Below are 25,610 nucleotides of genomic sequence, written 5' to 3'. Positions count from 1 at the left end.
TTCAATCTCCGGCTATGTTCGGTGAGTTGTTTGATTGTTGTCGGCGTATAAAGGGAAGTTGGCAAAACGATTTTGATGATCTACAACTTCCTGGCCAAGTCTTCGAGTGAAAGTCCAGTCTGTAAAGACACAGATTGCAGGATGCTACGCAAAGTCCCGGCCTTAAGTGTACGGTGCGCGGGTATCGCGATTGTTCTCTCAGGCGGACCGTAGTGCTTCATGATGATATGGCTTCCCGATTGTCTTGCTCGCTCAAACCCAAGCGACTCCAAGAACTTGATCAGTTCAGTGGGCCGTACGTCTTGCGGAATGCGAGTCATATCAAGCGGAAGCGCGAAATGAATCCAGCGGAACGACTTCCTCTCGAGTGGTCATCAGCATCAACCGGACAACACGTGGACGCTGCGTCTGGTCATTAAAGAAGAGTTCGACGGCGTCTTTCACCATAACTTTTAGGTCTTCCCAATCTTCACCTTGTGTAAAGATGTCCACGCCCAGCGCGCGCGCCCAGTAGCCGCCTTCTTCCGCCTCGCGGACCTCAAAGATTATTTCTGAATGTTCAGACATATTTTGCCTCGATTATGGGAGTGGGAGTTCGGATATGGATTAAGGTGAGTTCAAGTCTTCTAAATAGAATGGCCCGAATCTGAATGAGTCATAGGGATTGTAATCTATCTTCCGAAAATGGGTCTCAGCATTCTTCAACGCACTTTCCGCTATCCTCTTGAAAAAACCAAGAGGATACACTAGCTCTAAGTGGATGTTTCCTTGGTCGTCACAGTTATTTACGCTATGGTAATATGGCATGACCACGCCATTTGGATACACCTTCGGGTCAGAAGACTCCTCGTCTTCAAGACCTTGCCCTCTCTTCCGGAACTCGTGCACAAGACCATTTCTTAGTTGCCAAAAGAGTGAAGAGTGTTTAAGATCTCCAATAGTGATTCTTCCAAACAGCTTTTCATTTGTTGCAATGCCCGACTCCTTGCAAAGCTCCGCAATCTCGGCGAATGATGGGTCCTTGTCAATGCGAGAGTCTGGGTCGAATTTAGTCTTCTTTACGTAATCGTGAAGCACCTCGAATCGGGATTCTGGAAGCAAATGAACAAGTCTGCGAAAGTGTGGGAAGCTTACACGCCGTGATTCTGGCCAATCGCAAAACTCGGAGATCAGCTTAATAAATCTCTCTCGATTGATTTCTTTAGGAAAGATAGATGCACTTATGGCGTCGAGAACGCTGACATAGAGAACTTTCTTATATATTCTGGTATTGGAATTTTGTTGTAAACTAATGAATTCAATGTCTTGAAGATACTGCTTGAAATAGCCGACGAAACTCTGCAGATCCTTCATCACCTATCCACCCAGCCTTGGGACGTGTGCGGGTTTCAAAGGCAAGTGCACGGACTTGGCTTCCATGAAGAATTCCTTGAAAGAGAGTTCGCCGCCTTCGCGGCCGATGCCGCTCCACTTGGAGCCGCCGAAGGGCAGGCGTAAGTCGCGGACGTTCTGCGCGTTGATCCAGACCATGCCGCATTCCAAAGCAGCGGCGACACGATGCGCGCGTTCGATGTCATTGGTCCAGACGTAGCCCGCCAAGCCATACTTGATGTCGTTGGCCTGCCGGACCGCATCGTGCTCATCCTTGAATTTCAGCACGGTCAGCACGGGGCCGAAGACTTCCTCCTGCGCGATGCGCATGGTGTTTGTCGCGTTTGTAATCAACGTCGGTGCGAAATAGTTGCCTTTCTCAAACTCCGCCGGACGGTCACCGCCGACAAGAATTGTTGCGCCGTCCTGCCGCGCGACGTCCATGTAGCCTCGGACGCGCGCCCAGTGCTCATGATGAATCAGCGGGCCGACTTCAGTCGCCATGTCGTTGGGGTCACCAACTTTGATCCGGCGCACGCGCTCGGCGAGGCGATTTACAAATTCGTCGTGAATATTCTCCTGCAGGAACAGCCGTGACGCGGCGGTGCAGCGCTCGCCATTCAGCGAATAGACCTGCCAAAGTGCTCCGTCAATCGCGCGCTCCATGTCCACATCGGAAAAGACGATGTTGGGGGATTTACCGCCCAGCTCCATCGAATAGCGCTTCAAGGTGTCCGCGCCGTTCTTGATGATGATCTGACCCGTCGTGGTTTCACCCGTGAAGGAAATCAGATTCACCATCGGATGGGCGACGAGCGGCGCACCGGCGGATTCGCCGTAGCCATGCACGCAGTTAAACACACCGGGCGGGAGATCGGCCTCCTGCATGATTTTGCAGAGTTGCGAGGCGGAGAGCGGGGACCATTCGGCGGGCTTCAAGACGACCGTGCAGCCGCTCGCCAGCGCAGGAGCGACCTTCCACGTTTCGAGCATGAACGGAGTATTCCACGGCGTGATCAGACCCGCGACACCGACGGGACGGTAGATGACATAGTTCATCCACTCATCATTGACGGTGTAGGCGTCACCGCGCAGAGCTTCCAACTGATCCGCAAAGAAATAGAAATTGTCCGCCGCGCGGGGGATCGCGCCTTTGGTGATCTGTGCGCGCGGAATGCCGGTGTCCACAATCTCCAGCTCGGCCACGGTGTTCGCATGCTTCAAGATGAGGTCGCCGATCGTGCGGATTTTCTTCGCGCGGTCTTTGACTTTCATTTTGGACCACACGCCGCTATCGAAGGCATTGCGCGCGGCTTTGGCGGCCTTGTCCACATCGGCGGGCTGGCCTGATGCGCATTGACCGATGACCGTGTTGTTCAACGGAGAGAGAATTTCGAACGTCTCGCCGGAGTCTGACGGGACAAAGTGGTTGTTGATATAGTGTTGGACGTGATGCATCTATTTCCCCAAGATCGGCGACAACTGCTGATTGCCCTGCACAACGGTGTTCTCGAGCGCGCCGATGCCCTGAATCTCCAAGCGCATCGTGTCGCCGGGATAGACGTGCGACAGACCAGCGGGAGTGCCGGTCCAAATTTGATCACCCTCTTCGAGCGTCATGATCATCGAACAATACTCAATCATTTCCTCAAGAGAGTAGATCAGGTCTTTCGTCGTGCCGTGCTGGCGCAACTCATTGTTGACATATGTTTTCAAGTCCACTTCGTGCGGCGAGCCGAACTCATCGGCCGTGACGATGTAGGGTCCTATCGGACCGAAGGTATCCCAGCCTTTGCCAATCAGCGGCGGGCGAAAATAGGGGCCGATGTGGTCGCGGATCGTCACATCGTTGCCGATGGTGTAGCCCTGCACGTAGTCCAGTGCATGCTTGGCTTTCACATAGCGGCACCTGCGTCCGATAATCGCCACCAGTTCGACTTCGTAGTGCATATATTCGCTCTTCGGCGGCATGTGCACGGCGGCTTTATGGCCGATGAGCGACGTTTGCGGCTTCAGGAAGATTGCGGGAAGTTCGGGTTTAGCGAGATTGAGTTCCTTGGCATGATCCGCGAAATTCAGCGCGATGCCGATGACTTTGCCGGGCCAGTTGGGCGGCAGCCAGATGACATGGTCGGGATGATGCTCGGTTCCGTCCTGCGAGGTCAGAGTGTTGTTGCTAAACACTCCCTGATGTAGTTGGCCGTTGGCGGCCCAGCGTGCGAGTTTCAATTCAGAGGTGGTGTGGTTTGCGAGGCAAAAAGAAAGTCAGCCGCGAAGCGGGTGGGTTCGTGCTCTGGAGGGGATAAACACTTCACCCACCCGCCGATCGCAGCATTAGATCAGATTGTAGCTTTGCATGACTTTGCGCAAGCGCTCCTGATTGGGGGCGCTCATTTCGCAGAGTGGCAGACGAACTTCGAAGTTAATTTTGCCCATCCAGCTCAGACCGGTTTTGATGGGCACGGGATTGATCTCGAAAAACACAGCGTCGTTCAAGGGCAGCATGTGATAATGCAGCTCACGTGCTTCTTCCCACTTGCCGGCCTGCACGAGATTGTAGACGTTGGCCGTTTCGCGCGGCAACAGATTCGCCGTCGCACTCAGGAAGCCCGCGCCACCGATGGCGAGAATGGGAAAACACAAGAGTTCAATTCCCGAGTAGACCAGAAACTCGCGGCCCATGCGGTGCAGCAGGCGGTTGATGTGTTCGAAGTCTTTGTTCGACTCTTTGACACCGACAACGTTCGGACACTTCTCGACGACGCGCGCGACGGTTTCCGGTTCGATGTTCACGGCAGTACGGCCCGGAATGTTATACAGAATCACGGGTATGCCGACTTGTGAACAGATTCCCGTGAAGTAGCGGAACAGTCCCTCCTGCGACGGGCGATTATAGTAAGGGGCTATCAGGAGCAGCGCATCCGCTCCGATTCTCTCAGCATTGCGTGAATACGTCACGGCTTCGTCAAAGTTGTTGCACCCTGTGCCCGGCATGAAGGGCACGCGGCCCGCGACCGCGTCTTTGGCAACCTGATGCACGCGCATGCGCTCGTCTGCTGTCAACGAGCTGGGTTCACCGGTAGTTCCCGTGACAGAAATTCCGTGCGCGCCGTTCTGAATCTGCCAGTCAATCAAGGCTTGCAGAGCGGCTTCGTCCACCTGACCATTGCGAAATGGCGTTGGCACAGGGACAATCGAGCCGCGCAAGTGCGAAGTTTTCATTGATGAGTTTTGAGAGTGGGGTTACTCGGACCGGAATCAAGAATACACGAGAGGGCTTCCGAATCAGGAATTTACAAACAAATCCCTAAAAATGAAAGCTTTGAGCCTACTTTTAGGGAATTGAGTTCTCTTTAGCAGAGAGTGAAATAACAGGAGGTTAGGTGTTGAGGAAACGAGGATTAGACTTATTTCCCGTGCGGACGAGACGAGTAAAAAGCGACAGGCAGGCGATTACGCCTGCCCGCTGCATAACGGCACTGTAAGAAGAAGACTCAGGCGGCCAAGTCCGCCAGCGCTTCATCGGCCACGACATGCGTATCCACCATCTCTGTGTAGTCATCCAGCCAAACCGCTTCAGGGTTGCGCTCGAAGATCATCACACGACTCTCATTTGCGGGGTCGGCCGCACTGTGATAGCGGAAGATAATCAACTTTTCGGTCATCGTCACGATTTCAATCTTGCCTGTGAAGTGCGACATGACATATCGCACGCGTTTTGCCAAGCCGGAAAGCTGCTTGCGAGCCTCTTCGACGATTGCCAGATTACGTTCAATAGGAGTCGTAAACGGCGAATTTCCCAAAGTCGGCCGGCACTGAAAGATGTAATATGGCGGCACGCCGATATACGAAAGTTTGTCCCATAGTTCGCGCAGGGTATCCGCCGAATCGTTCACTCCGCGAATAATCGGATTCTGATTGACGACTATTGCTCCGGAGTTCATCAACGCGCGCAGTCCCTCAATTGCAACATCGGTCAGTTCGCGCGGATGGTCGAAGTGGCCCATGATGTAGACCTGACGGTCACCTGCAGAATACTTGCGAAACAGATCAGTCAGCTTGGGATCGCGCAGAATCCGGTAGGGATTGAAAGCGGGCAGTTTGGAACCGATGCGGACAATTCTCACATGCGGAATAGCGAAGAGTTGGTCGAGAATCTCTTCCAGCCGGAGTGTCGCAAGAATCAGCGGATCGCCGCCCGTGAGCAGGACGTTGGTAATTTGACGATGCGACCGGATGTACTCGACACCCGGCGTGACATCTTTGACGACCTCCTCATTATCGTTCATGAACAGCCGCTTGCGGAAGCAGTAGCGGCAATAGCCTGCGCAGACATCGCTGCATAAGAGCAGCGCGGTGGACGGATACTTATGTTCGAGGCCCGGAACCTTGACATAGGAATGCTCGCCGGATGCGTCCAGCTTACCCCAATCATCCAATTCGCGGATGTTGGGCATGATGAGTTGCTTGATGGGATCGTCCGGGTCGTCCCAGTTAATGAGCTCCTGATAGTAGTCGTTGCTGCGAAAAACGAACTTGTCTGTCACGGCTTGCAACTCGTCTCTCGTCTGCGCGGAAAGCTCTCCCACCTGCTTGAGGCGGACGACGTATTTCGGATTTCTCATCCGAACCTCCTTTCGCGAGTCTGAAGGCGGACCTTCGTGAACCTCCTTGCACATCAAGGTGCACTCAAGATGTACTGGTAAAAATAAGTTTGGTAAGTACAAGATGGGTTCAGCTCGGAAGGAAGTCAAGCAGAAAGGAGATTGAATTTTCTCTAAGTTCAATAAAAATATAAATTCATTTTATTAACAATGTTCATTAAGCCTCCAATTTATCATTTTCTTATTGCCATGAAAGTTGTTCTGTCGCGGAACAACGTTCAGTATTAATGACCACTCTATAAAGAGACGGCGAGGTCACCGCCGGACCTCGCCGTCTCTGAAGTTGTGTGCGGCAGCGACACCTGCGGGGCACACCGCTCTGACTTAAAGGCTCGCGGCACGAGCCTCATTTATGATTCAGGCACTCGCTCGCTGCGAGTAGGTCATTTCATCAATACCATCTTGCGGGTCTGAGTAAGACCCTGCATGTCCAAGCGGTAGAGGTAGACACCCGACGCCAATCCTGATGCGTCGAAGGTCACGATTTGCGTCCCAGCCGTCAACGCCGCATTGTCCAGCAGTGTCGCGACTTCTTCACCGAGCACATTGAAGACTTTCAAGGTCACGCGCGAACCTTGCGCCAAATCGAACTGAATCGAAGTGCTCGGATTGAACGGATTCGGATAGTTTTGATGCAACGTGAACCGCTGCGGAAGCGCAGGACGCTCGTGCGCCGTGCTCGTGACCTGCGGCGGCATATCGGTGGAATCCACGTGCAGGACGGGCCATTGATTGTCCCACAGCGGCGCATTGGGAATATCCGCGATGTTGATGCGCTGATAGTGCACGGGATTGAGAGTCGGTGTTCCGGTCGGGGTATCCCCCACCGCGCCGCCCGCATCCAGGTCGAACACGTAGCTCATATGCAAATACCGCTCGCCGTTGTAGGTCGTCACGGTTTCCGACAACGTGGCATCCCGTTCATGTGCGCTCTGGCCGACCGGAACAAGCTGGCCCGTATTGGTGTTGGTGACGTTAATTGCCGAAGTCCAGGCTACACCTTCGTTCCACGACTTGGCGACCCAAATGTCCTGCATCGGGATTCCGTTGACCGAATAGTTGGCGGAGTCCGCGCGCACGAAGCAGCAATAGAGATGGCCCGTTTCCGTATCAATCGCCAGATTCGGGCGTTGCAGCGTATATTGCCAGTCGCCGAGGTCATCGGCCCAGTTCGTATCGAAGTAGGCCGCCGTGTGAGCAAAGATGGGCGAGACATAGCCCGAATCACTTCCCCAATGCCAAAGCTGAGACGAATAGCGGGAAATCGTTCCTTCGAGCGAGTAGTAATGCACCGTCATGAACGCAAGGTGAATGTCGTCATCCTCGTCGAGGATGACCGAGACATCCGTATAGGCGCGAAAGGTATCGGCATCGCAGACAAGAGTGTCGCCGGACGGGCAGTCTTCATCGGCGTAGATGAAATTCGTGACGTTGACCTGCGCACTCCACGAGTTGCCGCCGTCTTCGGAGACGATATACTTGATGTCGTTGTTGTATTGGGTGGGATTTCCCTGCAGGTCGTCGCGGCTGTCTGACCACGCGATCACCACGCGGTTGGAATTTCGCGAGCAGGCAATATCCGGCGAAATCACCATAACCGTATCGAGTTCGAGAAACTCGCGCGGCGCATCCACTACATCCCAGATAATCTGGACACCAAAGGGACCGTCAAACACGGGAGTTCCGCGTGAGTAGTAGATAGACTGTGGGTCGCCTGCCTGCCCGGAAAGAGGGTTCTCGGTGGAAACCATGTGCAGTCTGCCTTGCGTGTCGATGGCGATTTTCGGCCAGATGATTTCCATGGCCTGAGCGCCTTCGTACAAATAGCCCGGCTCGAAGGACGTGTAGGCGCCGGCGCGTTCGATGAGGTCAATCGCGGCAGCGGAGTGTGCTCGATTGGCGACGATTTCCTGATGAAAGGCCGGGAAGAAGAAGCCGTTGGGCAGCACAGCGCCGCTCACGTAGCCACCGCGACCTGCGGAATTCACTTGTCCGGCAGGGATTGTGAATTCACCAGTGGTGGGATCCCACACGTTGTAATAGGCGTGCCGTGAGGATGAATTGAAGTTCAGGCCGTTTGTCCACGTAATGTGCACAAAACCCAGTTCGTCTACCGCAATCATCTTCCCGGATGTCCCGTTGTGCTGGTAATCGTACCATGTTGTTCCGGCCACATAGCTTGTCCCAACCAGATCATCCAGTGAGTGGCGCAGCGGGCCGTAGGTCGAGGGATCGGGGACGTTACGAAATGCCGACTGTTCCGCTCCGCTCACAGGCTTCACATTGTGCATGGGCTTTGTCGGACTGGGGGCAGCGTGAGCGAACATCACGCTTACGGCAATAGAAAGAAACAGAGCAAACCGAATCATACAGACCTCCTGCTTGGTTTGCCCCGGGTCGAAAATGTCCACCAAGACGCGACAGCAAAGCAAGCAAAAGGTGTGCTATTTGCAGACTAATATCATAAATATTTGATAAATATATCTATAAGCATTTTAATTTCTTGATTTAATTACGCATGATTTGCATTTTTGAATTTTACTTCATGCATATCGTCGTGCAAGATTCGTCTTCAGGGCAAAAAGAAGCGGCTCCTTGGGGAGAAGAGGAGCCGCAATTCAGTCGGCACCACGAATGGCCCGACTGCGGGAGAAACTTCGTTACTTGGCCGTCGGTTTTGTCTGGCAGGTACTGCCACCGCAGAGCGAATACAACGGGCACCAGTTCATTAATGCAGTCACAAGCGGGATGAACCCGATGGCACCCAGCCAGTTCTTTGTGACAATACCCCAAATGAGCAAGCCGACGCCGATTACGATGCGAACCAATTTGTCCGCCGACCCAACGTTCTTTGTCATGTTCGAACTCCTTCGGGTGAAAATGAAAGCGACTGTGTAATTCTACACAGCCGCGAACTGCCAAACCGTGACCTACTCACACAACTTATGTGTTCTCACCCGAAAACGTCCTGAGCAATGCTTCATTGACCATTCTTACCCTTCCCCGCCCCAGCTCCACTGCACCGGATCGTTCGAACTCCTTTAACAATCGTGAAACCACCTCGCGCGCCGTGCCCAACTCGTCCGCGATCTGTTCGTGAGTGATATGGATGCTGCGTAAATACGTGCCTTCTCCCGTAAACTTCTCCAAGAGAAAATATGCGATGCGGTGATCCATCTTGCCAAAGGTAATCTCTTCAATCAATGACATCATATCCACGATGCGCTGACTCATCGAGTTGAATACGTAGTCACGAACGACCTGATGATTGTTCACCCAGTTCAAAAACACCTCGGGAGAGGTCACGGCCGCAATCACCGGATGCTCCGGCTCGACCTCGGCCGTCGCAGGATAGCGCTGTCCGGTCAAGGCACAGGACGTGGTTAGGATGCAGCTCTCAGTTGAGCGCACATGATAGAGGGTAATCTCCCTGCCGCCCTCGTGACGCTTGTAGACGCGGATACTGCCTTCGCCGACAAATGCGATGCGGGTACAGGCCTCGCCTTCTCGATAGACCATGACGCCGCTTTCCAGCTGCGCCAGTTGACACTGCGAGAGCATCTCCCTCTGCAGTGACGAAGAGGCGTTCCTGAAGAATTCAAATTGAATGAGAATGTCAGAAATCTGCATGTAGATCTTGTTTATGACTTACGACGCTTCTTCCACCAACGGGCCAGACGCTCGGCGAGTTCCGCCTCTCGACCCTGATCCGTCGGTTCATAGAAGAGCGTGTGTTGATATCGTGAGGGCAAGTTATCGGACTCAAAAAAGTGTCCCGGACGATCGTGCGGATACACATAGCCTGCACCGTAGCCTTCGCGCTTCATCAGACCGGTCACGGGATTGCGCAGATGCAGCGGGACCGGTTCGGGTGAGGTTTCGGTGCGGACGGCTTCAAGGGCTTTGTCAATGGCAATGTAGGCCGCGTTTGACTTCGGCGAACAGGCAAGATATGTTGCACATTGCGACAGCACAATGCGGGCTTCCGGCATGCCAATCGCATGCACCGCCTGATAGCACGACATCGCCAGCACCAATCCGTTCGGGTTCGCATTCCCAATGTCTTCGCTGGCCAAGATGATCAATCGCCGAGCGACGAACAGCGGATCCTCGCCCGCTTCGAGCATGCGCGCCAAGTAATAAACAGCGGCATCGGGATCGCTGGCTCGCACACTTTTGATGAAAGCCGAAATCGTGTCGTAGTGCTGATCCCCGGCTTTGTCATAGCGTGGCAGCCTGCGCAAGACAGCGGTTTCAACCAACTTGCGGTCAATGACTCGCCGGCCATTCTTGAGCGGAGCGATCTGCGCGGCGAGTTCCAAAGCATTATAAAGAGCACGTGCGTCTCCACCGGAGAGCGTCAGGAGCGCGGACTCGGCCTCTTGTTCCACCTGCACACCGGATCCGCGCAAGATTTCGTCATTCGCCAGTGCGCGGCGCATGAGTGACAAAAGCTGGTCCGCGCCCAACGGCTCCAACCGCAACACGCGGGCGCGCGACAGCAACGGAGAGATAATCTCAAATGACGGATTCTCGGTCGTGGCTCCCAACAGCGTAACCGTGCCATCTTCCACGGCGTGCAGGAGCGCATCCTGCTGAGCCTTCGACCAGCGATGAATCTCGTCCACAAAGAGCAATGTGCGCTGGCCGGCCTTCCGGCGCAGGCTTGCGGCCTCAAGATGCTTCCGGAGTTCCGGCACTCCCGTCGCTACGGCTGAAATCGGCACGAACGCATAGCTTAGCGTGGTGGCGAGGAGCTTGGCGAGTGTGGTTTTCCCAGTTCCCGGGTCGCCCCAGAAAATCAAGCTCGGTATATTGCCACCAGCCATCAAGCGGGTCAGTAAAGCATCCGCTCCCAACAGGTGCTCTTGTCCGACATACTCCGCAAAGGTCTGCGGACGCATCCGCTCGGCAAGAGGAGTTTGTGGCAAGTCAGACACGGTTCAGAGCTAAAATCCCGTAAAAAAGGGATATTTTTGTAAAGGATTTACGGTACACAGCGCGTTACGGGACTAAGTTACATAAAGAAAACACCGGATGCAATCCGGTGAGTTCAGGAACAATGTCACGGACATGGAGGTCCGCCATCGGGTTCGTGTCAGGTCTCTCCCCGCTCGGTATAGGCCTTCTTTATCATGGCATCCAGATATTGCTCGGGACCTGACAGAACCTCCGGCGTGACCTGCAGGTTCTGCTTGCCGGCGAGCTTCATCCCGTATTCGTAATTCGAGAACATCTGCTGCAGACGATAGACGATGTGCACCGGTTCATCGTCCAAGTGCTCGCGAATCCAACGGTGCGACTCCACGGGAATCTCCAGCACCAGCCCGTGTTTTTCGAGGAAGCCGCGCTGGAAGGTGTTGATGGCGTCTGTCACCAGCAATTCGGCGGCCACCTGATCGGGGTGGTTAATCAGTTCTACGGTGACATGTAATGCACGCAGAGTAGATGACGGCAGAAGTTTTTCAAACTTGATGAGTGCGCGTTCAGCAACCGACGTTAAGCCTCGTGCTCCGATTCCCAATGCGTGAGCGCGGCGCGCCATTTCACGCAACGCGGCATCGTCGAACGTCAACTCGATGCCGTAGGCCGCGAAGTCGCGAACTTTCCCCTGAATGACCGCCGAATGCGGATTGCGAAGCACGTCGTAGAGCGCCTCTTCATTCAGTTCGGTCAGCTGTGCGGTGACCGGTAAACGGCCCACGAACTCCGACTCGAACCCGTATTGAATCAAGTCCGTCGTGGTCACGCGCTTCAGCAGCTCTTCGTCCTTCGTGGGGATTTCACCCGTCCTTTGAAAACCCATCGTTCCTTTTGACAGACGGCGGCGGACAATCTCAGCCAGTCCAGAGAATGCGCCGGACATGATGAAGAGCATGTTGCGTGTCGAGACCTTCTTGCGCACGGCTTTGCCCTTGCGCTGCGTCTCCATCATCGCCTCCATCTGGCTGGCCAGATCATGCGGAGTGCGCAAATCCACTTCGGTATCTTCCATCAGCTTCAGCAGCGCCCGCTGCACTCCCGAACGCGACACATCAGGACCGACGATGCTGCCTGACGCGGCAATCTTGTCGATTTCGTCCACGTAGATGATGCCGTACTCGGCCAGTGCCATATCCCCGCCGGCTTCGCGCACCAAATCACGCACCAGATCATCCACGTCCCCGCCGACGTATCCGGTCTCGGAAAACTTCGTTGCATCGCCTTTGACAAATGGAACACCGATCTTGTCCGCAATCAACTTCACGATGTAAGTCTTGCCCACACCCGTAGGTCCGATCATCAGAATATTCGACTTGATGCGGCCCACCGTAGGCTCCTTCGAAGGATGCTCAGCTTCCCATTTGCGACGGTGAAAGTGCGTGCAGATTTTCGTCGCGAGGATTTCTATCGCTTCGTCCTGATGCACCACATATTGCCGCAGGTAGGCCTCAAGCTCGGTCGGGCGAAGCTTGAAATCAATTGAGTCCACCCCGCCGCCGGACTTCGTTTCAGTCCCCTCGTGCGGGATGTTTAAGTCATAGTCCGGCTCTGCGACGTTTTCGCTGTCGTGATACTTCAGGAGTCTACTGGCGTTTTCGGGAATCTTGTCCGGGTTCGAGGGAGTTTTATTCATAAGTCTTTTTGGGTTTTGCGTGTGGGAGAGGAACGTCCTCTCAGGTCGTTCCCGTTGAACGGCTGTCTTTGTCGAGGAGTTCCGGCAACTCTCGAAAATATAAGCATCCGCTGAACGAGATGCGAAGGAAGAACCAAGTCAAACGGAAGCGTAACGCTTGCACCTGTTTCGATGCTTTTGTATCTTGTAAATCTATGCAAAAACAGCATCTGCATATCGGGTTACAGCTTTTGTGGGTGGTCTTGGTGTGTGGATGCGGTGAGCTTGAATTTCCGAAGCTGAATCCGTATACAAATAAAGACCAAATACTTAAGGTCATGTTGCCGGATTCAGGCTCAACGGTTGTGTCCATCGGGGGCTGGGCTACGGAGGTCAGTCCTCCTCAACCCGGCGATGACCACAGACTCAAACTCCGCGACCTAAGTGGAACAGAGTTGCGAATCAGCTGGCGATTTGAGGGTGACCAGCACCCTTTGCCGTTCCGCGCAACGCAGCGAACGGCGCAAGGACTTGAGCTGGTCGAAACCGGGCTTGGGCTGATACAGTCGCTATCCATAGAGCGCGGCGGCCAGCTTATCGAGTGCGGGGTGACCGGCCAAAGCGAGCGGACGCTGATTGCAGAGATTGAGTTTCACGGGCCGAGCAGCAAGCGGCGGGGCATAGATGCGGAAACTGAGCCGTGGTCACAGACGGATTGGGGCGCGGAGGTGCTGCTTCCTGATGGAAATCGCTGGCGGCTTGAGACGGAAGGCACAGTCACTCCGGCACAAGCAACCGGCTTAGGCGCGTCCATATCTTTTGCAGCGCGGCCGTCCAAGATATTCACGCTCCGGCTTAACTCCGATAGAGACTCTGAGTCAGGGCGCGCGGTGGATATTCTGACGGAAGCGGACTCAGTGAATCGCACGCTCGCGCTCTTGACCTCACTGATACCTGCGGCCACGATTCCTGTTTCCACTTCGGCGGATGTATTTGAGTTTTGGGCGGACCTCACAGTCGCTCAGTGGCTGACGTTCGCGGAGTTCCGGCCCGACTATTTTGAATCGCTCCGAGCACCCGAAGATCAGGTGTGGACTATAGAGAACGGCTTGAAGGCGTTCGAGACGGCGTTTCGCTGGGGAGCATTGCCCGAACGGCAACTCACGCTCTATACTCCCTTGTTGCACGACGCTCTGAACCGACTTGATGCGGCGGCGAACAGAATCAGAACGGGGGCAACCATCGAAGAGCAGTTTCGCAGAGCCGCAGTATGGCTGTTCGCCGAGACCTATCTGGCTTCCATGTCAGCTCCTGCGCGGGTGTCCTATCGCAGCAACAGCCGAGACGCATCCAAGGATGCGATAACCGCTTTGCAGCAGGCCGCTCGAAGGTTGAGGCAGACCCGCTCGGAGCAGACTGACAGCGTCTATTTCAACAATCAGTTCATTGACGGCGGAAGCGACGGCGGGGACGGATTACTCGAGACGTTCGTGCTGCCTGATTCCGTGAGTTTGTTTGAGACTGTCAGCCGCGGAACGTTGTCGTGGCTGAAGGAAGCCGATGCTTCATGGCTTGCACTGGAAGCGCTTCCGTGGGATGCTGAATCCGCAAGGCTGCTCTGGACTTTTTCGCAAGATATCCGTTATCGTCGGTCTGAGCATTGGACCCTTGCGTTCGCAGCGTTGAATGACACGCTCCACCCTGTCACGTTGCCCGGAGAGTTGGAGCAGCGTGTTCAAACGCGGGCCGCAGCCGCAGAACTTGTTACGGTCGTGGAAGGTTATCTCGGCGTTCGACCTAACTGGAGCGCGCGAAAAATTGTGTTCGATCCGCGCCTGCCGGACGGCTGGGGCCGGACACGCGCACGCATTCCGTTTGCCGACGGCGAGCTGTATGTGGACTATGATTTCGCACAACGGCAGGCGTATATCGCCGCAAGCGGACTCGTGCAGAGTTTTGACTGTCAATTATACTTTCCGACTAAGGACGGCGCAATCGCCGGACAATTCACGCTTGAACCCGGCGATCAGCCTCATCATTTTACTTTGGACGTGGACTCCGACAACGCATCAAGACTGCGTGTGACAAGCGGCAATTTACCTGAATGAATTCAGAGCGCCTCGCCCTGGGCATCGACATCGGGGGCACCAACCTCAAGATCGGGCTGGTTACGGAATCGGGCAAGCTGGTCGATAAGGAGACGACACCTACTCCGAGGCCGCGCGAACTTTCCGCAGTCGTCCAGTCGCTCGCAACGGCCGTGCGGAACTTGTGCGACAAGCATCGTGTTCGGCCTGAAGGCGCGGGTGTCGGCGCACCGGGAGTTGTGGATGAGCACCTTGAAACCGTGTTGTGGGCGCCAAACTTTAATGATTGGCTCGGCCTGCCCATCAAGCAGACGATTTCCAATGCGCTGCGGATTCCGGTGGTCATGGACAATGACGTCAACAACTTTGCCGTAGGAGAACATAGGTGGGGCGCGGCACGAAAGTTCAAGCACTTTGTCGCAGCGGCGATGGGAACCGGACTTGGTGGTGCGATTTATATTGACGGAAAATTGTATCGCGGCGCACGTGGGGCGGCGGGCGAGATGGGCTTTACCGTCATTTCACCGGATGGCCCGGAAGTGCTTGGCCGAGCGGGCGTCCTGGAAGCCTTTGTCGGCAGAACGGCGTTCGATCAGCTTGTGGACGATCGATTCAAGACGGGCGAGTTTCCCACTCCGCGACGCATCACGGAGTTGGCAGAGCAGGGCGATCTTCGCGCGCGCGAAATACACGATGTGCTTGCTCAGCGACTCGCCGAAGCCGCAGCAACATGGGTACATTTACTGAATCCCGAAGCCATCGTTTTAGGTGGCGGAACGATTCATGGCGCAGATTACTTTTTCGAACGCTTCAAACACTATCTCACTGCGCGTGCTCTGCCGCCGCATACGGAATACCTGCACATTCTGCCCGGCCAGCTCGGCTACTTTGCCGGCATGCTCGGAGCAGCCGCACTTTGGTTTGAACAGTCAACGTAGTAGGGGGCCGATTATGATTCGATTCACTTTGGGATTGCTGATCCTGAGCCTTGCCGCATCCGGCTGTAAGAAAGACGACGACAACGAGGAATTCACGGGGCCGGTGTGGATTCTCAATGTCTCTGTACGAGACGGATCGCGGACCGACGGGCTGCTGCAGTCGTGTGCTCATGTTATCTGGAGCTATGCCGGAACATCAGATCAGAGGGACACTGCATGCCGCCACACCAACGGAAATGTCAAAGTTTGGGAAGGTATCTCAGAAGACGTTCGCATTTTCTATCATGTGGAAAGCGAAGGCTACGGCCAGTCCACTGAAGAATTCGCAGACTTTCAATACTCGCAGCTTGACTCCACGACGGAAAGCGGCAACCCCGAAGTTGTCGTCAACCGGACGGTCTATTTATACCCGAATTAAGCGTCGCCTTTGCAACCTGCACTTCAACCTCTCGACCCCGTGACAAAAGTTTATCTCTGCCTTCAGCTTCACAATCATCAGCCAATCGGCAATTTCGATCATGTCATCGCCGACGCCAATCATAAGAGTTACCAGCCGTTTCTCGAAACTCTGCTTGACTATCCTCAGATTCGCATGAGCCTGCACACTTCCGGCTGTCTGTTGGAGTGGTGCGAGGCTCATCTGCCCGAGTATCTTGATCTGGTCGGGAAGTTGCACGACCGCGGCCAGATTGAGTTGATCGGCGGAGCGTTCTACGAGCCGGTGTTGGCCGCGATTCCGCGCGATGACGCGCTTGAACATTTTTCGCGCATGAACGACTATCTGAAGAAACGATTCGGAGTCACCCCTCGCGGCGCGTGGTTGCCCGAGCGCGTCTGGGAACCGGACTTCGCGGCTCTGCTGGTCGAAGCCGGAGTGGAGTATATCTCCATGGATGACGATCTGTTTCTGGCGGCCGGTCATTTGCCGGAAGAATTGAACGGCTACTTCATGACCGATTCGCACAACGGACCTCTGGCGATGTTCCCCAATCATCAGGCCCTGCGTTACGCGATTCCATTTCGTGAGCCGGAAGCCACCTTCGACTACATCTTTCAGCAGGCCGATGGTCGCCCCGACTCACTGTTTTTGATGGGTGACGACGGTGAGAAGTTCGGACTGTGGCCGCGCACGTATAAGCCAATCTACGAAGACGGCTGGCTGCGCAGCTTTTTCGACGCGCTCGTCGCTCATGACAGCGACGTCGAACTGCTCACCATGTCCGAAGCACGCGACCGGATACAGCCGAAAGGCCGCACCTATCTGCCGACGGGTTCCTATTTTGAAATGGGAGAGTGGACGCTGCCGACCGCCGCTCGCAAGAAATACATTCACTTCGTGCATGAACTCAAGGAACGCGACGACTGGCCGCGAATCCGTCCGTTTGTCAAGGGCGGTTTCTGGCGCGGCTTCTTGAGCAAATATCCTGAAGCGAACTACCTGCAGAAGAAGATGCTGCGAGTGTCGCGCAAGTTTCATTCGCTCTCAACGCGCAAGACCGATCCCGCCTATCAAACACAACTCTTGCGAGGACAATGCAACTGCCCTTACTGGCACGGCGTGTTCGGCGGGCTGTATCTTCCGCACTTGCGGCATGCGGTATGGAAGGAATTGATTCAGGGCGAATACACGCTCGACAATCTGCTGCATCGCGGGCGGAAGTGGACGGAAGTTCACACCGTGGATCACGACATGGACGGCCGTACCGAGATTCTCATCGAAAACGCTGTCATGAACGCCTACCTGAAACCTGATGAGGGCGGCTCGCTATTCGAATGGGACTTCCGACCCAGCGGCTATAACGTGCTCAATACGCTTACCCGCCGCGAAGAACCCTATCATATGGACGTGGCGCGTGCGGTGGTGTCTGTGCCCAATGACGATGCTGCGGTCGAGTCTATTCACGATCTCGTGCTGAAGAAGGAGGAAGGACTCGAACACCTTGTTACAGTTGATCGCTGGCCGCGTCGATCTTTACTCGACCACTTCCACGGCTTCGACGGAAACATTGACCAGTTCCGCGTGGGCAAACTTGCGGACTACGCAGACTTTCTGACGGGCGAATACGAGCTGAGCGAGATGTTCACCGACGGAGTTACGCTCACCAGAACGGGCAAACTCGGATCGCTTCCGGTGCGAGTGTCGAAAACTATTCGTGTCCAGTCCGGCAAGGCGGTTATGGATGTGGACTATGTGGTCAGCAACTTATCCGCACAGGAGATCTACGGGCCGTTCGGCATCGAATGGAATTTCGCCCTGATGGCCCCCAATTCCGGCAAGCACTATCTTTCGCTGCCCGGCACAAACGTCGTGAAACGCCCGCTCGCGGAGATCGCGGAGCATCTCGATGTCTCGCGGGTGCTGCTGGCCGACGAGCATGAGGGAGTCGCCGCGAACGTGGAGTCTTCGATCCCTGCGCGGTTGTGGCGTGTGCCCGTCGAAAGTGTGTCGCTGTCCGAGGGCGGATTCGAGCGGGTCTTTCAATCCGCTGCTTTGCTCTTCTCATGGGAATTGCGGTTGCAGCCCGGCGAAGCGTGGCGCTGCCGATTTTCCGCGGAGCTTTCAGAGCGCTGACGCGTTGTGATTTTCTATCTATTGTTGTCCCTATTGATTGGCGGACTTGCTCATGCGCAGGAGTCCTCGCCAGATACGACCGCGAGGCGGGACGGCTTGGATACGGTGATCACTTACAGCGCCGATGCGATAGACTTCGATATTCTGACGCGCACGTCCATTCTCGAGGGCAAGGCGCGCATCGAATACAAGGATATGGTCCTGACCGCAGGGCGCATTCTGCTGCACTGGGACGACCAGACTATGATCGCAACGGCGCTCGACGACTCGGTGTTCAAAGACAGTGCGCGCACCGAACTCGATACCGTGCGCAAGATAGATCCGCCGCACTTCAAGCAAGGCTCTGAAGAATTCACGGGTGACGAGATCGCCTACAATTTGAAGAGTAAGATCGGGAGGGTAAAAGGAGGGCGCACGGAGTATCAGGACGGGAAATACTACGGCGAACAATTCAAACGGATTTCGGACGACATTCTGACGGTGCGGCATGGAGAGTTCACGACCTGCGAACTCGACACGCCGCACTATCATTTTGGAGCCGACGTGCTCAAGATTGAAGTCGGCGAGCGCGTCATCGCGAAACCAGTGTATCTCTATTTTGCCGACGTGCCCGTTCTTGCGCTGCCCTACGGTGTCTTCCCTGTGCAAAAGGGGCGAACGTCCGGTTTCATCACGCCGGTTTTTGGCGAGTCCGCTGCGCAAGGGAGGTTTCTGCGCAACATCGGCTACTACTGGGCGGCCTCGGATTACATGGACCTGCTCGGAACGATGGACTACTACGAAGAGTTCGGAATTCTCGGCGGCACGTCGTATCGTTACGCCAAGCGGTATCGTCTGCGCGGCAATGCGGATTTCGACTTTGACACGCAACGGCGCGGCGCATCGCGCAATCGCCGCTGGCAGATTTCGGCCAATCACAATCATACAATCGATCAGAACACACAAGTCGCGGCTTCCGGCACCTACGTTTCCGACGCCAGTTATCGCTCCGATGTCGGTTCGATTCAGGATCAGCTCAACCAGACCGTGCGCTCAAACGCCACGCTCTCAAAGTCGTGGAACAACTCTCCCTGGACGATGAGCGTGAACACAAACTTTACGCAGAATATCCGGCAGGAGACGTGGTCGGCGACGCTGCCCGCAATTCGGTTCACGCACAAACAGGGTCGCCTCTTCCCCGCTCAGAAAGCGGATAAGGGAATTCGCTTCGCCAGCGCGCCGAAGGAAACAACTGTGCCGTGGTATCGCGCGTTTACGTGGACCTACAACGCCGCCTATTCGAGCGACTTCGCCCGTAGTTTGACGTTTCGCGAAGAGTTCCTGAGACCCGAACCTGTGCGGATATCGGGTGAACCCGCGCTGCCTACGGTTATTCTGGGTGACGACAGTCTGGGCATTACGCACCGCGACGGTGCCGCGCATCAGGGTGCTTTTGCGGCAACGGCGCGCATCATGCGTTACATCAATCTGAATCCGTCGCTCGATTGGAAACATGTTTGGACACGACGCGTGCTGCACTATGAACCCGCCGGGCCGCTGCTCGACCGCGAAGATCAGAACGGCTTCTACACGCGCACGACGTTCGACGTGGGAAGCTCCGCCTCAACCAAGCTCTACGGTCTCGCGCGCCACCCGTTCGGAATTCGCGCGCAATTCCGCCATGTCATGACGCCCACCGTCAGCTTCCGTTACCGTCCCGATTTTTCGGATGAAGCTTGGGGCTATTTCGAAACGGCACGACTGGCTGACGGACGTGAATACAGATACGATCGCTTTCGCGGCACTGATCAAGGTTCCCTCATCGGGGCGACACCGAACGGTCTCTCGCAGGCAATGAGCTTCTCGCTCGGAAATCTCTTTCAGATGAAGCACGGCGATCCGGAAGCTCGAAAAGAGAAGAAGTTCGATCTTTTGAGCGCGAATTTCTCCACGGGCGTGGATTTCAAAAAGGACTCGCTGAAGTGGGGAGACCTCTCGAGCAGTTATCGCACCTCAATTCCGGGACACCTGTTCGGGCCGATTGAAGGCTTGGGGTTTGATCTCTCGACCGTGCATTCACTCTATGAGCGACGCGGCACAACTCCGGTCAATACGTTCTTCTGGGATCGCGACGGAGCGAAGTGGTATGCGCCGCTGGATCTCTTGCGTGCCAGCGGTTCCGTAGATTTTGCCATTCGCGCCGAATCGGTGGCAGATCTTTTCAGCTTCAAGAGCAACAAGCTGTCGCTGTCCGAAGAGGTGCCGTTCGATCCGCAAAGCGTCCTCCCGCCCGCGCCGCGCAGTGCACCGCAAAACTACGATGCCGAATTGCCACCCTTGCCGGAAGCCGAGGAACCGCGTAAAGCGGAAGGCCCGCAGACGTTTGTGGACATGCCCATCACCTTGCGCTTCAACATTCGCCACGCGCGAGATTACCTGAGCCATTCGCGAACGACGACACTGTTTTCAAGCGTCAACAGTCAATTGACTCCGCGCTGGAGTTTTGACATCAGCCACTACTTCGACATGGACAGAAAGATCGCACAGAATGCAAGTGTTTCCATCATCCGCGATCTGCATTGCTGGGAGGCGTCGTTTACGTGGTCGCCTGTGGGATACAGCCCCGGTTACTTCCTGCGCATCGGTCTGAAGTCGCCACAACTCCGCGACGTCAAGATCGAACGTAATCGAGGCGGCAACCTGCGCGGCTTTTAATGGCGGGAAATCAGAACACAACATATTCGACGAGTGAAAAGCGCGCCATCGGCCTTGTGCTGATCGGCGCGCTGCTGTTGCGGCTGTATCAGCTGAACATGGAGAGCTTCTGGCTCGACGAAGCCATCATCTGGCACCGCATCAAGGACGGGCCGATGAAGTTTCTGTTTGACTGGGACGCCGACACACAAGGGCCGACCTATGCGATGTTCATCTGGCTGTGGAGCAGGCTCTTCGGCGTTGGTGAAGTTGCAATGCGCATCCCCTCCGTTATCTTCGGAGTGCTGAGCATTCATGCGCTCTATCTACTGGGCAGAAGAGTCTTCGGTCATCCTGCCGCGCTGATTGCTGCGTTGTTCGCCGCGGTCAATCCGTTTCTCATGTATTACTCGCAGGAAGCGCGGCCCTACACGCTCTGGCTCTGGTCATCGCTCTTGGCGGTCTGGTTTCTCCTGCGCCTCATCGAACGCGATTCGCGGGTCAACCTCATCGGCACGCTGGCCGCGACTATCTTCTCGCTCTATACTCATCCCTACGGCCCGTTTCTGCTTGCGCTGCAGGCGCTGATCATCGCAGTGCTTGTGCCGTTCAAGGAGTGGAAACGCTTCTTCGGTCCCGCGCTGATTATCGGCGTAGCGTATCTGCCTGAAGCCTACATTTTCTTGAAGTCGTTTGTCGGCAAAGTTCAGAACCAATGGAGCGTTGCCGCGTGGATTCATCGGCCCGGTCTGCTCGAGCCGTGGACCTACATGAAGCATTACTTTGCGTGGTACATTGCAGCCCTCGCAAGCTCGCTTCTCCTGAGCATCGGACTTGTCTACTTCCGCACGCGCATCAGGGAACACCGAACCGGATTTGTCGTCTGCACCGCACTACTGATTGGAATGTTCGGCCTGCCGTGGCTGGTTTCGCAGCTGACTCCCATTCTGTGGATGCGTTATACTATTACAGCTCTCGCGGCAATTCTGCTGCTGATGGGATGGATAGTCGCACAGACAAAAAAACCGCTGCAAATTCTTGCAATCGGTCTGTTTCTGGTGCTCAACGCTGTGCCACTCTATCACTACTATACGAAGTTCGACAAGGACCCGTGGCGGCAGGCCGTCGCGTGGCTGATTCCGCAGATCGCTTCAGCCGATCACATTCTCGTCCATCCGCAGCGTGCGCCGATGCCGTTTGAGTATTACTACCGCAACCTGTTTCAGCATGACGTGGTGATTCCCAAAGACACCACGCAGATTGCGTCTTTGCTGCCGGACAGCGGAACCGTCTGGTTTGTCACTGCGACTTACAGTCATTCCAAACCCATGCGCGATGCCGTCTACTCCGTGCTCGCAGAATCCTGCGAATGCGACTCGACCTACAAAACAGCCGAGCTCTATCCGCGCAATCCCTATCTGATATTCCGAGCGGATTTAGAGATTACGCGCTGTCGAATGCGGGAAGCTCCGCACGCTCAACCTTGAGCAATTTCGCCAAATCCTTCGCCTGCCGCATTAAATCGTGCACGTGCGTGTATTCAAACCGACCCGCACGCCCGACCGTGTAGAGATTGACAAACCGACTCAAGTAGTCGCGCAGTTCCGCAACGACTTCCTCACTTCCGACTTCCAGCACCGGATATGCCGCACGCAGACAATGCACGCGGCTGTCCAACACCTCATTCGGCCGAATCAGTTTCACCGCCGATAGATGCTCGACAACCTGAGCTTTCAGGGCGTCGTCGCTCAAATTCCACATTTCCTCGCTTGAGCCGCACGGTATCTCAACCACTACGCACGTCTGTTTCGGCGGAGCGAGTTCGATACTGCGGTTTTTCGGTTCGTAGAGCCGCGTAAACGGAATCTCCGGCGACGGAAAGTAGATTGAAGCATTGCGGGTCACTCGCGGGCGATCCAACATGACGGTGACCAGCATCAGGTCGCGGAACTTCAGAGTGTCGGCAAGCTCGACAAGCGCTTGGGGAGGCGCGGGTTCAAGCAGGCGAAGTGTTGTTGACGGAGCAAGCGAGTTGACCACACGCTCGGGAGTCAGGACGGAACCTCCAGCAAGCTCAATACCGGTGATGCGCAAGGCATCATGACGGAGTTTGAGAATCCGGCAATTTGTATGAATCCGCTCTCTGCCGATGCGCTCCGACAGCCTGTCAACTATTTTGCCGTAACCGCCGCGCGGATAGTAGAAGCTGCCGTCAAGGTGCTCACTCTTGCTCTGTTTGCCGCGCAATAGTTCGGTCAGCAGTGTGCGTGCGCTCAACCCCTTCAACCTTCCGCCACTGACTGCCGGAGACAGTTGCTCCGCAGGAATTCCCCACAGCTTTTCCGAATATCCAATCAGAAACTCATCGGCAATCGTTTTGCCGTAGCGACGGTATGCGCCGCTTGCGAAGTCATTTTGTTCTTCGCGCTTTGCCGAAACGCGCGCCTTCGTGAAATCAAAGCTCGCGCGCATGAGTTTCAGCGGCCCAAGCTTCATCGCAAGATTAGCAGGCGAGAGCGGAAAGTCGAGGAATTTCCCCTGCCAGCAGATTTGACTCGGCGCGTGCACCTTGAGTAGCTCGTCGCCCATCAGCTCGAGCAGGTCGCGGGTAATCTCGGCATCCTTGTCGTGGAAGCGGTGCGCGCCGGCATCGTAGCGGAACGGCCCGTGCGCGAACGTGCGGGCGAAACCGCCCGGTTCCGGAGCAGCTTCGAGCAAGGTGACGTCGTGACCTGCACGGCTTAGATAGAAGCCTGCAGAGAGTCCAGCCGGACCGGCGCCGAGAATGAGAGTGGTAGTCACAAACTTGAGTGGAGTTTCACAAATAAGCAGCCCACACACAATGTGTATGGGCTGCGCTTGCTCGTGCGAATGTCTCGATCAGGCTACATGTCGTCTTGATTGCGGCGCGGACGGCGTTCGCGGAATCCGCCGCCACCTTCAGGACGGGGCTGAGCTTCGTTGACTCGCAATGTGCGGCCCCCGAATTCTGCGCCATTCATGGCAACAACCGCGACATCGGCTCCGGCATCATCCATTTCCACGAAGCCGAAACCGCGTGGACGGCCAGTCTCGCGATCCATGATCATGGCCACGTTGAGGACCTCGCCATGTGCGCTAAAGGCGGCGCGGACAGATTCTTCGGTCGCACTAAACGGCAGATTGCCGACATACAGCCTCTTCGGCATTTCCCGACTCCCTTCGTTCGCCCCAGTTCAAAATTCAGTTTTTCAGTTACTTCCAAAAGAAGTGGAAGCCGGAAACATCTGCATACCAACTATCGTAACGAGGGGGGCGAACCAGAACGTCGCGACAAGGCCAAAGCTGCTTCGAGGCTTCATCCGTCTGGCGACTAATGCGTTTGACGGAGTAAGCGCAATATACAGTGAAAACAATGGCGAGTCAAGAGTATTCAGGGAGATTGTGGAAATCGGAGGGAGCAAGCGCAGGGGTTGGTGCACCTTCTGACGGGAAAGCCCGTGCATCGGGATGCGGTCGTCCATCTCGCGGAGGTCCTTTTCTTTGGCCCGGTCTGAGCTACTTTTGGACATGCTCAAGACGACAATTTCGTGCTAATCCACCTTGGAAACCGGTCCGGTCCGAACGGTTGGCCTGTTCCGACGGGTTCCTTTCCGGAGTCTTTGGTTGGAAACTGATGCTAATATAATAAATTATTTACAAAAAGTCAAGTGATTTTTGAATAAATGTTGTAAACATTTGGGCAGCTTGGAGTTAGAATCTTCCGGAAAAGACAACGCCGGCCATAGGCCGGCGTATGTATATGATTGTATTGCACTAAAGCGATTCACCCGCCAGCGGGCCGGCGAGGGCACATCAGACCTCTAAGAGGTGGCCGGATTTTTCGGCTTTCGTCTTGAGGTAATGGTGGTTGTGAGGGTTGGACGGCAGCTGATGCTGGACACGTTCCGTGACGGGAATTCCGTTCTGCTCCAAGCCGGCAATTTTCTTAGGATTGTTGGAAAGCAGTTTCACGGATTGGACGCCCAGCGCCTTCAGCATTTCGGCCGCCACGCGATAGTCCCGCTCGTCGTCGTCAAAGCCGAGAGCGTGGTTGGCATCCACAGTATCGAGACCCTGCTCCTGCAGCACATAGGCACGGAGCTTGTTCACCAAGCCGATGCCGCGCCCTTCCTGCCGCAGATAGAGGATAATGCCGCGCTCCTGCTGTGCCATGTAATCGAGAGCTGCTTCCAACTGATCGCGGCAGTCACAGCGATAAGAGCCCATCACATCCCCGGTCAGACATTCAGAATGAATGCGCACGGGAACAGCGTCTCCCCCATTGACGCCGCCCCGCACCATCGCGATATGCTCTTTACCGTCGGGTGTGGGTGAGAAAGCGACAATCTTGAAATCGCCCGCGCGAGTCGGCAGCTTGGCTTCGGCGACTACTTTGAGCGGATAGAATAGTTCATCGCCCGGCCATTGAAGGATCTTAGATTGAGCGGCAAGATGCTGGGCGAAGGAGTGTGCTGGTAAGGTCATGGACTGTAGTTTCCCTGTTTGGTTCTACAGAATATACGACAGGGATTCAAAAAATGTTTCTGTTGTGGAAAATTTGAGTTTATTCTGGCTAAAAATGTCAATTTTTAACTATTTAGTATAAAATAGGTTACGATTGACTGGTTGCCTTCTATTCAAATATGGACTTTCACGCGGGGTTCCAGAGGCATTCATAAAGAAGAAGGC

21 protein-coding genes are annotated in these 25,610 nt (G+C 55.2%); 6 read left to right on the top strand and 15 right to left on the bottom strand.

Features of this window, described 5'->3' with window-relative positions; all coding sequences use genetic code 11:
• Positions 1 to 80 precede the first annotated feature (80 nt).
• The 12 genes from KJZ99_11050 to KJZ99_10995 all read right to left on the bottom strand — a co-directional run bounded on the left by KJZ99_11050 (position 81) and on the right by KJZ99_10995 (position 12,651).
• Complete coding sequence (locus tag KJZ99_11050; GenBank protein ID MCL4306445.1) at positions 81 to 320, bottom strand: type II toxin-antitoxin system HicA family toxin; 240 nt, start codon at positions 318 to 320, stop codon at positions 81 to 83.
• A gap of 1 nt (position 321) precedes the next feature.
• Complete coding sequence (locus KJZ99_11045) at positions 322 to 567, bottom strand: 2-oxoisovalerate dehydrogenase (protein ID MCL4306444.1); 246 nt, start codon at positions 565 to 567, stop codon at positions 322 to 324.
• 39 nt (positions 568 to 606) lie between these two features.
• Entirely contained in the window at positions 607 to 1,353 is a 747-nt protein-coding gene (locus KJZ99_11040; protein ID MCL4306443.1) for a hypothetical protein, read from the bottom strand.
• A 3-nt stretch (positions 1,354 to 1,356) separates the two neighbouring features.
• A complete protein-coding gene (hpaE, locus tag KJZ99_11035; GenBank protein ID MCL4306442.1) occupies positions 1,357 to 2,829 on the bottom strand; it encodes a 5-carboxymethyl-2-hydroxymuconate semialdehyde dehydrogenase in 1,473 nt (490 codons plus the stop codon).
• Positions 2,830 to 3,600, bottom strand: a complete 771-nt coding sequence (locus tag KJZ99_11030; protein ID MCL4306441.1) for a fumarylacetoacetate hydrolase family protein — start codon at positions 3,598 to 3,600, stop codon at positions 2,830 to 2,832.
• A gap of 105 nt (positions 3,601 to 3,705) precedes the next feature.
• Positions 3,706 to 4,593: a 4-hydroxy-tetrahydrodipicolinate synthase gene (dapA, locus tag KJZ99_11025; protein MCL4306440.1), complete on the bottom strand. Its 888-nt coding sequence runs from the start codon at positions 4,591 to 4,593 to the stop codon at positions 3,706 to 3,708.
• Between the two features lie 272 nt (positions 4,594 to 4,865).
• Entirely contained in the window at positions 4,866 to 5,996 is a 1,131-nt protein-coding gene (locus KJZ99_11020) for a KamA family radical SAM protein (GenBank protein ID MCL4306439.1), read from the bottom strand.
• A gap of 422 nt (positions 5,997 to 6,418) precedes the next feature.
• Complete coding sequence (locus KJZ99_11015; protein ID MCL4306438.1) at positions 6,419 to 8,404, bottom strand: T9SS type A sorting domain-containing protein; 1,986 nt, start codon at positions 8,402 to 8,404, stop codon at positions 6,419 to 6,421.
• 291 nt (positions 8,405 to 8,695) lie between these two features.
• Positions 8,696 to 8,893: a DUF2892 domain-containing protein gene (locus KJZ99_11010; protein ID MCL4306437.1), complete on the bottom strand. Its 198-nt coding sequence runs from the start codon at positions 8,891 to 8,893 to the stop codon at positions 8,696 to 8,698.
• Between the two features lie 85 nt (positions 8,894 to 8,978).
• Positions 8,979 to 9,596 (bottom strand): Crp/Fnr family transcriptional regulator, encoded by a 618-nt coding sequence (locus tag KJZ99_11005; protein MCL4306436.1) that lies wholly within the window; start codon positions 9,594 to 9,596, stop codon positions 8,979 to 8,981.
• Positions 9,597 to 9,676: 80 nt separating this feature from the next.
• Positions 9,677 to 10,939: a replication-associated recombination protein A gene (locus KJZ99_11000; GenBank protein MCL4306435.1), complete on the bottom strand. Its 1,263-nt coding sequence runs from the start codon at positions 10,937 to 10,939 to the stop codon at positions 9,677 to 9,679.
• 194 nt (positions 10,940 to 11,133) lie between these two features.
• Positions 11,134 to 12,651, bottom strand: a complete 1,518-nt coding sequence (locus KJZ99_10995; GenBank protein MCL4306434.1) for an AAA family ATPase — start codon at positions 12,649 to 12,651, stop codon at positions 11,134 to 11,136.
• A gap of 194 nt (positions 12,652 to 12,845) precedes the next feature.
• Between KJZ99_10995 and KJZ99_10990 the strand changes: the two genes are divergently transcribed.
• The 6 genes from KJZ99_10990 to KJZ99_10965 are packed head-to-tail and all read left to right on the top strand — an operon-like array spanning position 12,846 to position 22,387.
• A complete protein-coding gene (locus KJZ99_10990; GenBank protein MCL4306433.1) occupies positions 12,846 to 14,738 on the top strand; it encodes a hypothetical protein in 1,893 nt (630 codons plus the stop codon).
• The gene (locus tag KJZ99_10985) at positions 14,735 to 15,655 is read left to right on the top strand and encodes an ROK family protein (GenBank protein MCL4306432.1); all 921 of its coding nucleotides are present in this window, start codon (positions 14,735 to 14,737) and stop codon (positions 15,653 to 15,655) included. Before KJZ99_10990 ends, KJZ99_10985 begins: the two co-directional genes overlap by 4 nt.
• A gap of 13 nt (positions 15,656 to 15,668) precedes the next feature.
• Complete coding sequence (locus KJZ99_10980; GenBank protein ID MCL4306431.1) at positions 15,669 to 16,073, top strand: hypothetical protein; 405 nt, start codon at positions 15,669 to 15,671, stop codon at positions 16,071 to 16,073.
• A gap of 39 nt (positions 16,074 to 16,112) precedes the next feature.
• On the top strand, positions 16,113 to 18,227 hold the full coding sequence (locus KJZ99_10975) for a DUF1926 domain-containing protein (GenBank protein ID MCL4306430.1): 2,115 nt from the start codon (positions 16,113 to 16,115) through the stop codon (positions 18,225 to 18,227).
• Positions 18,228 to 18,233: 6 nt separating this feature from the next.
• Entirely contained in the window at positions 18,234 to 20,921 is a 2,688-nt protein-coding gene (gene lptD, locus KJZ99_10970; protein MCL4306429.1) for an LPS assembly protein LptD, read from the top strand.
• Positions 20,921 to 22,387, top strand: coding sequence for a glycosyltransferase family 39 protein (locus KJZ99_10965; GenBank protein ID MCL4306428.1), 1,467 nt, complete (start codon positions 20,921 to 20,923; stop codon positions 22,385 to 22,387). The genes lptD and KJZ99_10965 overlap by 1 nt, the downstream gene beginning before the upstream one ends.
• Here KJZ99_10965 and KJZ99_10960 read toward each other — a convergent pair.
• The 3 genes from KJZ99_10960 to ribA form a co-directional block, all read right to left on the bottom strand.
• Positions 22,344 to 23,702 (bottom strand): FAD-dependent oxidoreductase, encoded by a 1,359-nt coding sequence (locus KJZ99_10960; protein MCL4306427.1) that lies wholly within the window; start codon positions 23,700 to 23,702, stop codon positions 22,344 to 22,346. The genes KJZ99_10965 and KJZ99_10960 overlap by 44 nt on opposite strands.
• An 83-nt stretch (positions 23,703 to 23,785) precedes the next feature.
• A complete protein-coding gene (locus KJZ99_10955; GenBank protein ID MCL4306426.1) occupies positions 23,786 to 24,088 on the bottom strand; it encodes an RNA-binding protein in 303 nt (100 codons plus the stop codon).
• Between the two features lie 646 nt (positions 24,089 to 24,734).
• Positions 24,735 to 25,406 (bottom strand): GTP cyclohydrolase II, encoded by a 672-nt coding sequence (gene ribA, locus KJZ99_10950; protein MCL4306425.1) that lies wholly within the window; start codon positions 25,404 to 25,406, stop codon positions 24,735 to 24,737.
• Positions 25,407 to 25,610 lie beyond the last annotated feature (204 nt).

The sequence above is a fragment of the bacterium genome, from assembly GCA_023382385.1.
In the GTDB taxonomy this organism is placed as follows: Bacteria; Electryoneota; RPQS01; order RPQS01; family RPQS01; genus JABWCQ01.
This window is presented reverse-complemented; position numbering and strand designations above follow the sequence as displayed.

What these genes read in the sequence shown, in the direction of transcription:
- KJZ99_11040 (MCL4306443.1), bottom strand. Translation starts at nt 1,353, where the DNA reads ATGAAGGATCTGCAGAGTTTCGTCGGCTATTTCAAGCAGTATCTTCAA.
- KJZ99_10980 (MCL4306431.1), top strand. Translation starts at nt 15,669, where the DNA reads ATGATTCGATTCACTTTGGGATTGCTGATCCTGAGCCTTGCCGCATCC.
- KJZ99_11050 (MCL4306445.1), bottom strand. Translation starts at nt 320, where the DNA reads ATGACTCGCATTCCGCAAGACGTACGGCCCACTGAACTGATCAAGTTC.
- KJZ99_10985 (MCL4306432.1), top strand. Translation starts at nt 14,735, where the DNA reads ATGAATTCAGAGCGCCTCGCCCTGGGCATCGACATCGGGGGCACCAAC.
- KJZ99_10955 (MCL4306426.1), bottom strand. Translation starts at nt 24,088, where the DNA reads ATGCCGAAGAGGCTGTATGTCGGCAATCTGCCGTTTAGTGCGACCGAA.
- KJZ99_10965 (MCL4306428.1), top strand. Translation starts at nt 20,921, where the DNA reads ATGGCGGGAAATCAGAACACAACATATTCGACGAGTGAAAAGCGCGCC.
- KJZ99_11005 (MCL4306436.1), bottom strand. Translation starts at nt 9,596, where the DNA reads ATGCTCTCGCAGTGTCAACTGGCGCAGCTGGAAAGCGGCGTCATGGTC.
- hpaE (MCL4306442.1), bottom strand. Translation starts at nt 2,829, where the DNA reads ATGCATCACGTCCAACACTATATCAACAACCACTTTGTCCCGTCAGAC.
- dapA (MCL4306440.1), bottom strand. Translation starts at nt 4,593, where the DNA reads ATGAAAACTTCGCACTTGCGCGGCTCGATTGTCCCTGTGCCAACGCCA.
- KJZ99_11015 (MCL4306438.1), bottom strand. Translation starts at nt 8,404, where the DNA reads ATGATTCGGTTTGCTCTGTTTCTTTCTATTGCCGTAAGCGTGATGTTC.
- KJZ99_11020 (MCL4306439.1), bottom strand. Translation starts at nt 5,996, where the DNA reads ATGAGAAATCCGAAATACGTCGTCCGCCTCAAGCAGGTGGGAGAGCTT.
- ribA (MCL4306425.1), bottom strand. Translation starts at nt 25,406, where the DNA reads ATGACCTTACCAGCACACTCCTTCGCCCAGCATCTTGCCGCTCAATCT.
- KJZ99_11000 (MCL4306435.1), bottom strand. Translation starts at nt 10,939, where the DNA reads ATGCGTCCGCAGACCTTTGCGGAGTATGTCGGACAAGAGCACCTGTTG.
- KJZ99_11010 (MCL4306437.1), bottom strand. Translation starts at nt 8,893, where the DNA reads ATGACAAAGAACGTTGGGTCGGCGGACAAATTGGTTCGCATCGTAATC.
- KJZ99_10995 (MCL4306434.1), bottom strand. Translation starts at nt 12,651, where the DNA reads ATGAATAAAACTCCCTCGAACCCGGACAAGATTCCCGAAAACGCCAGT.
- KJZ99_10990 (MCL4306433.1), top strand. Translation starts at nt 12,846, where the DNA reads ATGCAAAAACAGCATCTGCATATCGGGTTACAGCTTTTGTGGGTGGTC.
- KJZ99_11045 (MCL4306444.1), bottom strand. Translation starts at nt 567, where the DNA reads ATGTCTGAACATTCAGAAATAATCTTTGAGGTCCGCGAGGCGGAAGAA.